The 13,869-nt window shown below is 59.2% G+C and carries 16 protein-coding genes; 10 read left to right on the top strand and 6 right to left on the bottom strand.

Annotated features, from left to right (window positions below):
* Positions 1-16 precede the first annotated feature (16 nt).
* The 4 genes from cheT to visR all read left to right on the top strand — a co-directional run bounded on the left by cheT (position 17) and on the right by visR (position 4,260).
* A complete protein-coding gene (gene cheT / locus CPY51_RS18140) occupies positions 17-406 on the top strand; it encodes a chemotaxis protein CheT (protein ID WP_420820716.1) in 390 nt (129 codons plus the stop codon).
* A gap of 155 nt (positions 407-561) precedes the next feature.
* Positions 562-2,244 (top strand): flagellar basal-body MS-ring/collar protein FliF, encoded by a 1,683-nt coding sequence (gene fliF, locus CPY51_RS18135; RefSeq protein ID WP_111161635.1) that lies wholly within the window; start codon positions 562-564, stop codon positions 2,242-2,244.
* A 521-nt stretch (positions 2,245-2,765) separates the two neighbouring features.
* Complete coding sequence (gene visN / locus CPY51_RS18130) at positions 2,766-3,506, top strand: transcriptional regulator VisN (RefSeq protein WP_111161634.1); 741 nt, start codon at positions 2,766-2,768, stop codon at positions 3,504-3,506.
* 10 nt (positions 3,507-3,516) lie between these two features.
* Positions 3,517-4,260 carry a transcriptional regulator VisR gene (gene visR, locus CPY51_RS18125; protein WP_111161633.1) on the top strand — a complete coding sequence of 248 codons (744 nt, stop codon included), beginning with the start codon at positions 3,517-3,519 and terminating at the stop codon, positions 4,258-4,260.
* A 47-nt stretch (positions 4,261-4,307) separates the two neighbouring features.
* On the opposite strand, the gene CPY51_RS18120 is transcribed toward visR, so the two are convergent.
* From CPY51_RS18120 to motA, 6 genes are all read right to left on the bottom strand, one after another.
* Positions 4,308-4,748 (bottom strand): hypothetical protein, encoded by a 441-nt coding sequence (locus CPY51_RS18120; protein ID WP_111161632.1) that lies wholly within the window; start codon positions 4,746-4,748, stop codon positions 4,308-4,310.
* Between the two features lie 5 nt (positions 4,749-4,753).
* Positions 4,754-5,833 (bottom strand): flagellar biosynthesis protein FlhB, encoded by a 1,080-nt coding sequence (gene flhB, locus CPY51_RS18115; protein WP_111161631.1) that lies wholly within the window; start codon positions 5,831-5,833, stop codon positions 4,754-4,756.
* 131 nt (positions 5,834-5,964) lie between these two features.
* Positions 5,965-7,008: a flagellar motor switch protein FliG gene (fliG, locus tag CPY51_RS18110; RefSeq protein WP_111161630.1), complete on the bottom strand. Its 1,044-nt coding sequence runs from the start codon at positions 7,006-7,008 to the stop codon at positions 5,965-5,967.
* Positions 7,009-7,034: 26 nt separating this feature from the next.
* Positions 7,035-7,607: a flagellar motor switch protein FliN gene (gene fliN, locus CPY51_RS18105; RefSeq protein WP_111161629.1), complete on the bottom strand. Its 573-nt coding sequence runs from the start codon at positions 7,605-7,607 to the stop codon at positions 7,035-7,037.
* Between the two features lie 66 nt (positions 7,608-7,673).
* On the bottom strand, positions 7,674-8,618 hold the full coding sequence (locus CPY51_RS18100; protein WP_111161930.1) for a FliM/FliN family flagellar motor switch protein: 945 nt from the start codon (positions 8,616-8,618) through the stop codon (positions 7,674-7,676).
* A 5-nt stretch (positions 8,619-8,623) separates the two neighbouring features.
* Positions 8,624-9,496 (bottom strand): flagellar motor stator protein MotA, encoded by an 873-nt coding sequence (motA, locus tag CPY51_RS18095; protein ID WP_111161628.1) that lies wholly within the window; start codon positions 9,494-9,496, stop codon positions 8,624-8,626.
* A 240-nt stretch (positions 9,497-9,736) separates the two neighbouring features.
* On the opposite strand from motA, the gene flgF reads away from it, so the two are divergent.
* The 6 genes from flgF (at position 9,737) to fliE (ending at position 13,841) form a co-directional block, all read left to right on the top strand.
* Positions 9,737-10,471 (top strand): flagellar basal-body rod protein FlgF, encoded by a 735-nt coding sequence (gene flgF, locus CPY51_RS18090; protein WP_111161929.1) that lies wholly within the window; start codon positions 9,737-9,739, stop codon positions 10,469-10,471.
* A gap of 11 nt (positions 10,472-10,482) precedes the next feature.
* Positions 10,483-11,874, top strand: coding sequence for a flagellar protein export ATPase FliI (fliI, locus tag CPY51_RS18085; RefSeq protein WP_111161928.1), 1,392 nt, complete (start codon positions 10,483-10,485; stop codon positions 11,872-11,874).
* A gap of 2 nt (positions 11,875-11,876) precedes the next feature.
* Positions 11,877-12,428: a flagellar protein gene (locus tag CPY51_RS18080; protein ID WP_111161627.1), complete on the top strand. Its 552-nt coding sequence runs from the start codon at positions 11,877-11,879 to the stop codon at positions 12,426-12,428.
* Between the two features lie 244 nt (positions 12,429-12,672).
* A complete protein-coding gene (gene flgB / locus CPY51_RS18075) occupies positions 12,673-13,065 on the top strand; it encodes a flagellar basal body rod protein FlgB (RefSeq protein WP_111161626.1) in 393 nt (130 codons plus the stop codon).
* A 12-nt stretch (positions 13,066-13,077) separates the two neighbouring features.
* On the top strand, positions 13,078-13,491 hold the full coding sequence (gene flgC / locus CPY51_RS18070; protein ID WP_111161625.1) for a flagellar basal body rod protein FlgC: 414 nt from the start codon (positions 13,078-13,080) through the stop codon (positions 13,489-13,491).
* Positions 13,491-13,841, top strand: a complete 351-nt coding sequence (fliE, locus tag CPY51_RS18065; RefSeq protein WP_111161927.1) for a flagellar hook-basal body complex protein FliE — start codon at positions 13,491-13,493, stop codon at positions 13,839-13,841. Before flgC ends, fliE begins: the two co-directional genes overlap by 1 nt.
* The last annotated feature ends 28 nt before the right edge of the window (positions 13,842-13,869 follow it).

Below are 13,869 nucleotides of genomic sequence, written 5' to 3'. Positions count from 1 at the left end.
AAGTGGGGACTACTGCGTGAACATTGCCTCGCACACGGAAGCATCGATGATAGAGGAAGCGCTTCCGGCCGTCCTTCTGCGCATCGTCTCGGAATTGCACGACGTCGCCTACCTCATCGAACGCATCGAGCCGCAATTGCTCGAGCTGGGCGGAACCAGCGTGCTCGACCATCCGGATTCGCTGAAGGTGATGCAAGGTATCGACCTTGCCGTTCAGAAGACGCGCGGCATCGCTGAGTTCATCGATACAATCACCGGCAGCATCCCCGCCGGCTGGATGGTCGATGTCGCGACCGCTCTCAGCCTCGTCAAACTTACAGAAATGCAGAAGGCACTCGGCGGCGGCGCCCTCCATGGCCATTCGCAGCCGTTGGCCAAGGCTGCCGGCGATTTTGATTTCTTCTGACGCTATTCGCGGCCAATCAATTCGCGCTGCATCTGAAATAAACGATTAACCCGGGCGTTATCGGCCGGGAGGAAACGCTCGCACAAGTTTCGGTTTCTATCTTTGCGATAGGGCACAAAGCCAATTTTGTCTTTGACGAATCGTGCGAGAACAGAATGAATCTGTTAAATCAATTAGTTCAAGTGTTTAAGAACATGCAGAATCTCGGGCGAACACGCCTGATGATGCTGGCAGGCGTTGGCGTCGTCTCGATGGCCCTGGTGCTCGGTGCAGCCCTTTACGTCAATAAACCCGCTCAGGAATCGCTCTACGTCGGTCTGGAAAAGGCCGATCTCAACCAGATCAGCATGGCCATGGCTGAGGCCAACATGCCTTTCCAGGTCGGAACCGACGGCACCAGCCTCACGGTTCCAGCCGGAACGACAGGCAAGGCCCGCCTTTTCCTCGCTGAGCGCGGCCTTCCGAACAGCACCAATGCCGGTTATGAGCTTTTCGACAATGTCGGTTCGCTCGGCCTCACTTCCTTCATGCAGGAGATCACCCGGGTTCGTGCCCTTGAAGGCGAAATCAGCCGGACGATCACGTCGATCAACGGCATAACGTCGGCACGTGTGCACATCGTCATGCCGGATGTGGGCAACTTCCGTAAAGCCGAACAGAAGCCGACCGCCTCGGTCATGATCCGGGCCGGCGCCGAAGCAGGACACAAGGCCGCGCAGTCTATCCGTCACCTCGTCGCCTCGGCTGTTCCCGGCCTCGAGGTCGACGACGTGACCATCCTCGATTCGACGGGCCAGCTGCTGGCCTCAGGCGACGACCCGACAAACAGCACCATCAATCGCAATCTCGGCATCGTCCAGAACGTCCAGAGCGACGTCGAGGCGAATATAGGCAAGGCACTGGCGCCCTTCCTTGGCGTCGACAATTTCCGCTCGAGCGTCACAGCGCAGCTCAACACCGACGCACAGCAGATCCAGCAGACGGTTTACGATCCCGAAAGCAAGGTGGAGCGCTCCGTCCGCACCACGAAAGAAGCCCAAAAGTCGCAGCAGAAGCAGTCGGATTCTGCGGCAACCGTGGAGCAGAACATCCCGCAGGCAGCACCGACATCAGGTGGTGCTGGTCCGCAGTCGAGCGATCAGACCGACAAGAAGGAAGAGCAGACCAACTACGAGATCAACAGCACGACGACTGCCACGACACGTAACAGCTACCGCCTCGAAAAGCTCTCGGTCGCGGTCGTCGTCAACAGGGGTCGCATCGCCAAGATGGTCGGCGAGCCGGCCGATCAGGCAAAGGTCGATGCCTATCTCGCCGAGATGCAGAAGATTGTCGCAAGTGCTGCCGGCATCGATACCAAGCGCGGCGACGTCATCACCGTCAACGCGATGGACTTCCTCGACAACCAGCTTCTCGAAGAAACGGCCGCCGGCCCCGGCGTCATGGACATGCTGAGCCGCAACATGGCCGGCATCATCAACTCGGCCGCCTTCGTAATCGTTGCCTTCCTGATCGTCTGGATGGGCTTCCGTCCGCTGATCCGCTCGATCGGTGGCGGTGCGGGTGCCTCTCTCGAGACCCTGCCCGAAGCGGCCGGCCTCGAGCTCCCGGATTTCGCGCCGGGCATCGGTGGCGCAGGTGGCGCGCTGATGGACGGCTTCGGTTCGGATTTCGGCTTCGACAGCACCGACGATCTGCTGACGATGGGCGAGGACGACGGCAACTTCAACCGCCGCGTCAAGGAAGGCCCCGAGCGTCGCCTCTCCCGCATGGTGGAGATGAGCGAAGAGCGCGCTGCGAAGATCCTGCGGAAATGGGCAATCGACGTCGCCGCTTAAGAAAGTGCCCTGTTTCCGCCGGAAACGCCTTGTTTCCGCCGGCCACCCGAAGGAATGGGGAAGCAGGCGCCACAGACAAAAGCCCTCGGAGCATCCTGCTTCGTGGGCTTTTTGCATATGCGGCAGGGCAGACGGCAGTAGCCTGCTAGGCGGCATCCCACGGCCTTCAAGCACCGATTGGATCGTCTCTAGCTTCCGCCCGACGACAGCGCTCTACTCATCGGAAAATGGCCGACAAGATTTGTATCTGAAGCTTAAATCCATTGCTGGGTGTGTAGAATCAACCTACACTCATCATACCTGTTGGAAATAAGCGGGAAGAGGCCGCGAATCAGCACGCATGGAATCCATCCCTCGTAAATCCCTAAAACTTGGAGATGGAAGTCTGCGGCGTATTGGATACGCTGTAAGTGATTCGCGGGAAGGCTGCTGCCGACCGGCTTGTGTTTTGGGCGTAGATTTAGTCCTGGCTGAGTAAGCTATTGTTGACGGCAGTCGCCTAACACCGGCAGGAAGTGTGAATGGACATACAGACGTTGCAGGCGGGTAGGAACGACAGGGACATGGCGGCACCGGTCGTCGTCGCGAAGATGATATCTCGCGACCAGCTTATAGCCCAGTTGACTGCCGCAACCGGTGCGCCGCATCTTCAATCCGGCCTCCGCGCCCTGACGGACTATGTAGGAGCCTCGCATTACCTTCTGGCACGATGCGATCTGATACAGGAAAGCGGCCTGGAGTTTGTCGTTGCCTCCGATTGGCCGTTCGATCTCGTCAGGCGCCTCGCCTCGGAATTGGTCGGCGCCTATGTTCGCACCACCGAGCTCGAAAAATGCCTGCAGTTGCTTCAGCCGAATTTTGCGCTGTTGCCCGATGACGTCGACCTGCCTGAGGGAGCCAGCCGGCAATATTGTTCGCTGACCTTCAATGTCGGGCGGACGCGGCTTTCGCTGATGCTGATCTTTAGGGATGGCTTTATTCTTTCACCGGAACGTCTGCGCGATGTCGGACTGCTTGCCGGCTACTATTCGAGTTTTACGCGCGCGGGCGAGAACCGTTCCGAACGCGATTTCGAACTCACCGATCGCGAACTGGAATGCTTGTTCTGGATCGCGGAAGGCAAGACGAGCGATGAAATTGCGATGATCCTTGGCATCTCCCGCAATACGATCAACAACTACATTACCAGTGTCATGCGCAAGACGGCGACAAAGACGCGTTCGGAAGCGATCGCCATGGCGGTCCGAAACAATCTTGTCTGAAGGGTTTTAGATGCGATATACACCGGACAGGACGGCCGCGGCGGGTGAGGTCAGACTGACCCGTCCCCATAGGATTTCCAGTCGTTCGGATCTTTTCCCCCGGCTTGTCTCGATGCAGAAATTGATCGACGCGCAGAATTTTGCCGTCTACCGCGTCACGGGTTCCGGTCTGCCGAGCAAGAATCGTCTGGTCTGCGAGCTGGAAAACTGGGGTGCCACCAATTCGGGTCTCGGCAAGAGCTTCTTGGACGCCTATGGCGAGTCCATGCTGGAGCACATCGAGAAGTCGCTGCTGCCCTTGATGTGGAACGGCCGCGAGGAGGACAGCACGGCTGAGACCCCCGACTTCGCACACTTTACGGTGCGCATGAGGCCGCAGCTGGTGCCGTTCGCCGGCGTTGCCTTCCCTGTGCGGCTGGGTGCTGTCGGCAATGGCTATGTTGTGTTCACCGCCAATTTCATTGATCTCGCCAGCGATATGATCATCGATCTGCATGGGCGCAGCTGTCAGATCATCATGGACCTTCTTTCGCTTGACGAACGCCGCTCGGCTGTCGCCGAGCAGCTGAGCGAGCGCGAGATCGCTTGCCTGCAACTGGCAGGCGACGGCAGGATCAGCGAGGAGATCGCTGAGAAGCTGCGGCTCTCCGTGCACACCGTCAACGCCTATCTCGGCACGGCGACGATCAAGTTGGATAGTGTCAATCGCATCCAGGCGATCGCCAAGGCTATCCGCCTTGGCTATATCAGCTAGACCAGAAGCATCGGACATCTGCGGATGCTGGAACGGGGAACGGGGGCTTACCCTGCCAGTGCCGTGGGCTGGTTCGTCGAGTAGCGGGCTGCCCGGAGGCTGCGCGCAAGCAGGGCGGTATTGTCATCCGGATCGGCCGACGCGTTATCAAACGCGATATGGTTGATCTCGATGCCGGCGTGGTGTTCGGCCAGCGCCAGCTTGGCATAGATCGTGATGCCCTGCGGCTTGATTTCGAGATCGATGCTGACCTCGGCAGGGCCGCCCCATTCGAGCGTGTAGTCGCCGCCGAGGCCAAAGTTGACCGTGCCGGGGAGAAAATAGAGCTCGGCCGCTGAGGCCACCAGGTCGGCCAAATTGCCGTAGCACTCGTACCGCAACAGCGAAATCAAATCGGCCGCATCGAGCAAACGGAGCTCGCTGGCCACCGGACTGATAGCTTCGGCGAGGATTTGTTCACGCTGGGCAGAGTAGGGGCATTTTTTCATTCGATTTATCGTACCCGTTTCTTATTCGACTGCGTTGCGTAGATCCGGTGGATCAGCTCGGCGACTGCCTTGTAAAATACCGACGGGATAACACTATCCACCGAGACTTGCGCAAACATGGAGCGCGCCAGCGGCGGATCTTCGAAAATCGGAATGTTGTTTTCCTCCGCAAGCTCGCGGATTCGCAGCGCAATCAGGTCCTGGCCCTTGGCAACGACGACGGGCGCGTCGTTTTCTTCGCGAACATAACGCAACGCTACGGCGAAATGGGTCGGGTTTGCAATCACCAGCGTCGCGCGCGAAACGTTCTTCATCATGCGCTGGCGGGCACGGTCGCGAGCGATCGAACGCTGGCGCGATTTGACGATCGGGTCACCCTGCGCCTGTTTGTACTCGTCCTTTATCTCCTGCTTGGTCATCTTCAGCTGGTCGAACCAGTGCTTCCGTGTCCAGAACAGATCGATGATCGCAACGACGGCAGTCGCCAGCAGAACCACCACCAGTATCTTCTTGATGATCGAAGCTAGCCGCACGAAAAGCGTCTGCGGATCGGAATACATCGAATCGATCGAGCTGAAGTATTCACTCCTGAGCACGAAGAACATGATGATGCCGACCACCACGATCTTCAACAGGGACTTGCCGAATTCGACGAGGCCGGGGACGCTGGCGATCCTTCCCCAGCCCTTCATCGGCGAGATACGGGAGAACTGCGGGCGAATTCTTTCCAGGACGGGCGTCGGAAGGTTCTGCGCGATCGAGGAGCTTATACCGAAGGCGAAGAACAGGACGACGGCAGGAAGGATCAGATTGCCGACCTCCCATCCGATCCGTACGAACAGCGAGATCGCGTCCGGGCCGGTCTCCAGCGACCACTGATCCGGCTTTTCGAACAGATCCCGCAGCACTTCCCCCATGCGCGCCATGCGTTCGGGCAGGAAGAAGACGATGTAGATGAAGGTGGCGAGCATCGAGGCAAACAGCGTCGCCTCGCGCGAGGAGGGAACGTTGCCCTTCTCGGCCGCCTCGTTCATTTTTTTGGCGGTAGGGTCTTCTGTTTTGCTGTCCTTGTCTTCGTCAGCCAAGTCCGCGATCCCTCACAAAAGGAAACAGGCCGCGCATCGCGCACGGCCTGATGATCGGCAAAGGGTAGACCCCCTGAAGGCAAGCCGCAACTCGGACGGGACAAGACCCCTAGGATTTCAACAGTCTTGGGTCACGCGGCCTGGGCTGCGGGGTCCTGTTCGCTTTCCTTGAGCTGTATCTGGCCCGATGTGGCGAGCCGAATGGCTTCCTGGGCGATGGCGCGGCGCGCGATCGCGATCTCGCGCGGGTTGATGCCTGTCGTGCCGGAGGACAGATCCGATTCGATCATGCGGCGCTGGCGCGGGCTGATGGAGGCAAGCACAGTCTCGCGCATCTCGACGGGCGAACCACGCAACGCCATCGTCAGGATGTCGGCCGAGATGTCGTTGAGGAGCAGTACGCGGCCGCGCTGCGGCATGAGCATCAGATCCTCGAAGAGGAAGATCTTCGGGCGAACCTTGTTGACCGATTCCTTGCTCAGCGATTCGAGCGAATTCAGCAAGGTATCGACCTGCGGCTTTTCCAGCTCGTTCATCAGTTCGGCAACCTTGGCGGAGCCATTCGAATTGCGTTCCGAGTCGATTTCGACAAGCAGCGACATGACGCGCTTTTCGATGATCTGCGCGGCCTTCGGGCTGACGTCCTTGAGGTTGACGGTGCGGTTCATGATATCGGCGCGTCGCGATTCGGGCAGTTCAAGCAACACTTTCGCGCCGAAGGAAGAAGGCATCATCGAAAGGATATAGGCGACGGTCTGCGGATGTTCGCGCAACAGGAAGCGACCGACGAACGCAGGTTCGGCCTCGCCGAGACGGTCCCAGATGGAGGTTTCGTACGCCTGGAACGCCGTGCGGCGGCCGAGCAGACTGTCGACTTCATCAGGCGTCAGCCCCTCCTCGAGGATGCTCTCGATCGCCTTGGCGTTGTCCATGAGACCGGCGCCTTCGGTAAAGAGATCCTCGAATTCGGCAACGAGCTGGGCAAGCTCGTCCGGCGGAATGGGACGGAGCGACTGCGCGGAGGTAATGATCAGCTGCAGCTCGTGCTGCGTGAAATATTTCAATAGCCGTCCTGCCACCGTCTTTCCCATGGCGAGAAGAACGGCGGCGGCTTTTTCAGCCTGAGACAACGGTTTCTCGGCTAGAGCGCCGCCGAAATCGTCAAAGTCCATCATGGTCTTCTCCGTCCCTCACATCGGGATTAGGCTTGTCGTGTGCTCAAAACTTCTATCAGCTTTACGCCGAAACGGGTGTCGTCGTTTTCAAGGACTGTTATTTCGCCGCGGGCGATACGGCGCCCGTTGACGGTAATTTCGACAGGCTCGCCGATTTTCTTATCGAGGGCAATGATTGCCCCTTCGGTAAGGTTCATCAAGCCCGAGACCTGCATGCGGCTGCTGCCGAGAACGATCTGGACGTCGATCGGAATGTCCATGATCATGTCGAGATTGGCGTTCAATGCGCTGCCGATCGGTGCTGCGCTTGCAAAAGAAGAGGCGCCGCCGAAGCTGTCCGGCTCAAAGGCGGACGGCTTGCCGATATCGTCGTCGAAATCGCCGAACGTCGAAAGGCTGGTGCTTTCCTCCATCGCTGCGCCGCCGAAATCGCCGGAGCCCAGATCATCCGAACCGAAGTCGCTGAGATCAGGCAGTTCGCCGGAGGCGTCCTGCTGAAGCACACCGCGAAGGCCGTCGATGGCCTCGTTCAATTCGGCTTCGTTCCCCGGAAGCTCCAGGGCGTCTTCGCTGTTCTTCTGTGTCTTCTTCGTAGCCATGAAATCACTATTCCAGTTGAAACTTGCCTCAAACTGCCGTTGTGGCGCCGAGCGCGAGAGAACCGACTAATTCATTAAATGTCTGAGCAGCTCGTCGTCGGAGTTGATGTTGTCCTTGACGCGAACCGTATAGTTCTCGCCGGAACGCCCGAACTCGCAGACATAGAGCTCCTTGCCATTGGCGCTGACCTCGACGTGGACGTCCTGGCTGTCCATGAAGGGGATGACGTCGCCGACGGCAAGTTTGGAAACGGTCGCCAGCGTCAGCGACTGCAGCTTGATCCGCGCATCGAGCGTCACCTGGGAACGACGCACCTGCTCGGAAAGCTGCTCCGACCACGCATCCGACTTCGTTGCCTGGATCTTGGCTCTGGGGGCTGAGATATCGGTCTTCAGAAGCACCTTTTGCGGCACGATCACCACGAATTCCGAACTTGCCATGCCGACGGTCATCGTCATTTTGACCGCAGCTGCGAACTCGTCGACATGGTCATCCGCATGCTTCGGTCGGCTTTCGATGTTGTGCGGAGCCCCAAGAAGCGGTTCGAAACCGCCCGAGGCGTTGACACCCGAACGAAGGACGTTGGCGAGCTTGTCGAAAACCATCACGGAGAGGTCGAGCTCGATGACCGAGAGGGGGCGCAAAACCGGCTGCTTAATCGTCTCAGGCAAAGCTCCGAGCAGATGCTCCATCAGCGTCAGCACGACACCGCTGCAGCAGGCCAGCACGAAGGTCGGCGACCAGTTTCGCAGCGAACCGTTGACGAGCGCGAAATTCTCGCCGAGATCGGCGATGATATCGTTCATCAGGCCCGCTTCACAGCCGATATAGGCAACTGATATGTCGAGGCCGGTTTCGGCCTTGATAACGTCGGGAAGAAATTCGCTGAAGATATGACCGAGGGCCGAGCAGCGTTTTGCCACCGTCGCCTGGTCGCCCAGGCCGCCGGTCAGTTTGGCGAGCAGGACGGGATCGATGTTCGGGACGGTATTCGTGGTCTGGTCGCTCATCGTCGTCACGCAGCCTTGTTCTCACCGCCGGGGTTCATCATTTCCTGCTCGACCGCATCGATCGAGGGACGTTCGTAAGCCGAGATGGTCTTGCGTCCGTATTCCAGCGCGACCTGGGGAACGGAGCCGTTCATGTAGGCGAGCAGCGTCTGCTTCACGATCACGTAGAGCCGGTGCTGCTTTGTGCGCACGACCTTGATCTGCGAACATAGCGGCGCGCAGACCGAATAGGAGAGCAGGATGCCGAGGAAGGTGCCGACCAGCGCCGAGCCGATCAGATGTCCGAGCACTTCCGGGCTGTCGTTGATGTGGCTCATGGCCTTGATGACGCCGAGAACGGCGGCAACGATACCGATCGCCGGGAAGCTGTCGCCCATGATGGTAATGGCGTGGAACGGCTTCATCTTGTCGTAGTGGATCGTATTGATTTCCTCGTCCATCAGCGCCTCGATCTCGTGTGAGCGGGCATTGCCGATGATGATCAGGCGCACGTAGTCGCAGATGAAGGACGTCAGTTCCTTGTTCTTCAACACAGTCGGCGCCGACTGGAAGATCGAGGACTCCTCGGGATTGTCGATATGCGCCTCGATCTCGTTGCGCGACTTGGTACGCAGGTCGCGCATCAGGGAATAGAGCACACCGAGAACGTCGAGGTAGTTGCGCTCCTTCGGAACTGAATGTTTGAAGGCCTCGACGAGCGCTTTGCCTGAGTCCTTCAGGACTTTCATCGGGTTGGCCATAATGAAGCCACCCATGCCGGCGCCTGCAATGATGACAAATTCGAAGGGTTGAAAAAGAGCGTCTACGTGCCCGCCCATGGCCATGAAGCTGCCAATGATGCAGCCGAAGGTCACAACTAATCCGATAATAATATTCATGGACGGTCCACACCTGAACGTTCGTTTCACCTAATGGAGTACGGCTTCTATCTTGCGTGAAGCTGTTCCGCGGCGCCCTCTCGAGCCCTTCTTCTCCTCTCTTCAAGTGTGTCAGCTTCGCGCAAGGAAATGAAGGCAATGTCCGCCCACGGGCATCCACGCCCGGCTAACGACATGAACGAGTTCGGCGACGGCGCCGTCTCTTTTTACGTTATTCTCCAATGTCCGGAGGGCGTTGCAATGCAGTCTGGTATCTATGTCTCCCTATCGTCGCAAATGGCCCTCGAACGGCGCCTGACGACGATTGCCGACAACATGGCAAACGTGAATACAACGGGTTTCCGTGGTACCGAGGTCAAATTCAACCAGGTTCTGAGCGACACCGATAACAAGCTGAGCGCCAAGGTCGCCTTCGTCTCCCAAGGCAACGACTATCTCTCTACCGACACTGGCGAACTCCAAAACACCGGCAGCCTGCTTGATTTCGCCGTGAAGGGTGACGCCTGGTTCGGGGTCAACACGCCGGCGGGCACGGTGCTGACCCGCGACGGCCGCTTCACGATGTCGGAAACCGGAGCGCTGGTCTCCGTGCGCGGATATCCCGTCCTCGACCCGGGCGGCGCGCCGATACAGCTTGATCCGAAAGGGGGCGAACCGACTGTCTCCACGAACGGCGTCATCATGCAGAATAACAAGCAAATGGGCACGATCGGCCTCTTCTCGGCAGATGTCGACAAGGGCTACCTGCGCTATGACAACAGCGGCATCCTTACAACCGACACGCCCCAGGCCGTAGTCGACAATTCCAAGATCAGCATCGCCCAGGGTTACCTTGAAAACTCCAACGTCAACGGCATGCGCGAAATGACCGAGCTGATCGAAGTCAGCCGGGCGTTCGATAATATCTCGACCCTGACGAACAACAGTGAAGGTTCCCTTGATGATGCGATCAAGACGCTCGGTAGCAAGTCTTGATGGACAAGCCGATGAACGCGGACTTTTTGCCTGACGGTGCCATATCCCCGAAGCTTGGCCAGTTGGCGAGCCTTGCCGGCCGATACGCCACGCCCGAGCATGCTGTCGCGCATGGCGGCCACGTCCGTACCATCGCTGCCGGCCACTACACCGTCGCTGGTCTTTCGAGGCATGTTCGCCTCGGCGAATTCGTCGCTCACCGATCCGCGACCGGCGTTCACCTCGGTGAGGTCGTCCGCGTCGAGCCGGAATTGGCCTTTGTCTGCCCGATCGAACCGGGTGAACCCATCGGCATCCACGATACGGTGATCCGCAAGGGCGCCTTCCGGATTGCACCGACAGAGGGATGGTGTGGCCGCACCGTCAATTCGCTGGGTGAGCCGATCGACAACCTCGGGCCGCTTCCGATCGGCAACGTCCGCCGCTCGATTTCAAACACGGCGCCGCCGTCGATGACGCGTCAGCGTGTCTCCACCGGCTTCAAGACTGGTGTTCGCGCCATCGATATCTTCTCGCCGCTCTGCCTTGGCCAGCGCCTCGGCATCTTCGCCGGCTCCGGCGTCGGCAAGTCGACGCTGCTGTCGATGCTGGCTCGGGCCGAAGCCTTCGACAAGGTCGTCATCGCGCTCGTCGGCGAACGCGGACGCGAGGTTCGTGAATTCATCGAGGATACGCTCGGGCCGCACATGCAGAAATCGGTCGCGGTCGTGGCGACCAGCGACGAAAGCCCGATGCTGCGGAAGATGGCGCCCCTGGCTGCGATCACCATTGCCGAGCATTTTCGCGACGCCGGCGACAACGTGCTTCTGATCGTCGACAGCGTGACGCGATTTGCCCATGCCATCCGCGAAGTTGCCACCGCCTCCGGCGAGCCGCCGATCGCGCGCGGCTATCCCGCGTCGGTCTTCACGGAGTTGCCGAGATTGCTGGAGCGGGCGGGGCCCGGTCCTGAAGGCACGGGCACCATCACGGCGATCATTTCGATCCTCGTCGACGGCGACAACCACAACGATCCGATCGCCGACTCGGTCCGCGGCATTCTCGACGGCCATATCGTGCTTCAGCGCAGCCTTGCGGAGGAGGGGCGTTATCCGCCGATCGATCCGCTGGCGTCGGTATCGCGTCTTGCCCGAAAGGCCTGGACGCCGGATCAGGAAAAGCTGGTTTCGCGACTGAAGTCGCTCGTCCATCGCTTCGAGGAGACACGCGACCTTCGGCTCATCGGCGGTTATCGGCAGGGCAGCGACCCCGATCTCGACATGGCGATCAAACAGGTCCCGATCATCTACGACATCCTGAAGCAATTGCCCGGTGAGCGCCCGACGGTCGACGCTTTCACCGACCTGGCGACGGCTCTGAAAAATGGCTCGGCGGCGCATCTGGCCGCAAGACAAAGAGGCTAGACGTGAACGTAACCGATGCAGACGAACCGGTAGCGCCGCTGAAGCAGTCGGGCAGGAGAAAGGCCGCGGTTGCCGACAAGGCGCTGAAGGCGACCGGCCTTGTGCTCGCCGGCATGTCTGCGTTTTTCCCATGGTACGTGTTTTTCAACCCGGACAAATTCGGCATTCACGTCAGTGAGAACGCGCGCACCCGCGATCTCCCCAATTGGCCGGCCCGCAATGTCTTCAGCGTCTCTCCGCTAGCCATGGTCAACAAGAACCCCGCTCCGCAGCCTGCCGAAGCTCCCGACCAGCTGACGACGGCGACGGTCAGCAATCTCGGCCGCATCGATCCCGACGGCCAGCCGGCCGAGGCGCAGCCATTCCCGGGGAAGAGTGCCTTCCACCTTCTCCACGTGGCAAATGGGCGGGCGCTGATCGAGGATATTTCCGGCATGTACGTCGTGCGCGTCGGGTCGGTGCTCCCCGACAACAGCCGTCTTGCAACGCTCGAGCAGCGCGACGGCAAGTGGGTCATCGTCACCTCGACAGGCGAAGTCTACAAACGCGATTGATCCGGCAGCGGAGCCAAGGCGATCAGCCTCCATCGCGTGCAGAACATTCATTGAAATCATTGCTTAATATCATTTTTCGCGCGTGATCCCGGCGAGCGTTCCGTCATTGCAGGCATGCCGTCGCGCATCCTTGATTGTTGCCCTGGCGCCATCGTCGCCAAAGCACTCGAAAGATCGAATTTCCCGTAAGTCCCACGCAAGATTACCCCCCTAGTGTCGGGACAGTAAGAACGGAGACTAGCCCATGCAACCGATCCAGCTTTTTGATTTGGCGTCACGTCAGGCCGAGTGGCTGTCGGTCCGTCAGGAAGTTGTTGCGGGCAACATCGCCAATGCCAATACGCCGAAGTTCCGTGCCAAGGATGTCACCCCTTTCCAGTCTGTTCTCGAGAGCCAGACCATCGGAATGGCGAAGACCAACCCGGCGCATTTTTCCGGCAGCGAGTTCAGCGGCACCGGCAATATCGGTGTCGAGGAAGCGCCGCTTGCCCAGGAAATCGGCGTGCAGGAATCGGGAAATACCGTCGGACTGGAACAGGAACTGACCAAGACCGGCGAAATTCAGCGTCAGTACAGCTTGAACACGGCGCTCGTCAGTTCCTTTCATCGCATGATGTTGATGACCGTAAAGACCTAAAGAAGTGAGCTCATGGACCCCTTATCCGCAGCTATGAAAGTTGCAGGCTCCGGCCTGGAAGCCCAATCGACCCGCTTGCGCGTCGTTTCTGAAAATATCGCCAACGCCCGCTCGACCGGCGATACGCCCGGCGCCGATCCCTACCGTCGCAAGACCGTGACCTTCGGCGCGGAAGTCGACCACGCCGAGGGCGTGACCACCGTCGGCGTCAAGAAGCTCGGTCAGGACACCGGAAAGTTCGTCGAGGAATACGACCCCGACAATCCGGCGGCCAACGAGAAGGGCTACGTCAAGATGCCGAACGTCAACGTCCTCGTCGAAATGGCGGACATGCGTGAAGCCAATCGCTCCTACGAAGCCAATCTTCAGACGATCAAGCAATCGCGCGATCTCATCTCCTCAACCATCGAGCTGTTGAAATCATGATCATCGACGCCATCAAGAATGTTGCTTCCCTTGCCATGACGCGTGGCCTCGGCAGCATCGCCACCGACGAGACCTCCGCGGCTTCGTCTGCCATCGCTTCGACACCGGGCACCTCGCCTGGTGCTGCGGGTGGCACCAGTTTCTCGTCCGTAATGACCAGCATGGCGGGCGACATGGTCAACAATCTGAAGCAGGCGGAAAGCGCCTCCTTTGCCGGCATGAAGGGGACAATGGGTACCCGTGAGGTTGTCGACGCCGTCATGCAGGCGGATCAATCGCTCCAGACCGCAATCGCCCTTCGTGACAAGGTCGTTTCGGCCTTCCTCGATATCACGAAGATGCAGATTTAGAACATTTTCCGAGAAAGCGGATACCGGT

It is taken from the genome of Arminella tubonensis, assembly GCF_003240585.1.
GTDB classification, from domain to species: Bacteria; Pseudomonadota; Alphaproteobacteria; order Rhizobiales; family Rhizobiaceae; genus Rhizobium; species Rhizobium tubonense.
This window is presented reverse-complemented; position numbering and strand designations above follow the sequence as displayed.

Coding starts and splice junctions, on each gene's coding strand:
- fliF (WP_111161635.1), top strand. CDS start 562: ATGAATCTGTTAAATCAATTAGTTCAAGTGTTTAAGAACATGCAGAAT.
- visR (WP_111161633.1), top strand. CDS start 3,517: ATGCGATATACACCGGACAGGACGGCCGCGGCGGGTGAGGTCAGACTG.
- fliG (WP_111161630.1), bottom strand. CDS start 7,008: ATGATGGACTTTGACGATTTCGGCGGCGCTCTAGCCGAGAAACCGTTG.
- flgF (WP_111161929.1), top strand. CDS start 9,737: ATGCAGTCTGGTATCTATGTCTCCCTATCGTCGCAAATGGCCCTCGAA.
- CPY51_RS18120 (WP_111161632.1), bottom strand. CDS start 4,748: ATGAAAAAATGCCCCTACTCTGCCCAGCGTGAACAAATCCTCGCCGAA.
- motA (WP_111161628.1), bottom strand. CDS start 9,496: ATGAATATTATTATCGGATTAGTTGTGACCTTCGGCTGCATCATTGGC.
- CPY51_RS18100 (WP_111161930.1), bottom strand. CDS start 8,618: ATGAGCGACCAGACCACGAATACCGTCCCGAACATCGATCCCGTCCTG.
- fliI (WP_111161928.1), top strand. CDS start 10,483: ATGAACGCGGACTTTTTGCCTGACGGTGCCATATCCCCGAAGCTTGGC.
- visN (WP_111161634.1), top strand. CDS start 2,766: ATGGACATACAGACGTTGCAGGCGGGTAGGAACGACAGGGACATGGCG.
- fliN (WP_111161629.1), bottom strand. CDS start 7,607: ATGGCTACGAAGAAGACACAGAAGAACAGCGAAGACGCCCTGGAGCTT.
- flgB (WP_111161626.1), top strand. CDS start 12,673: ATGCAACCGATCCAGCTTTTTGATTTGGCGTCACGTCAGGCCGAGTGG.
- flgC (WP_111161625.1), top strand. CDS start 13,078: ATGGACCCCTTATCCGCAGCTATGAAAGTTGCAGGCTCCGGCCTGGAA.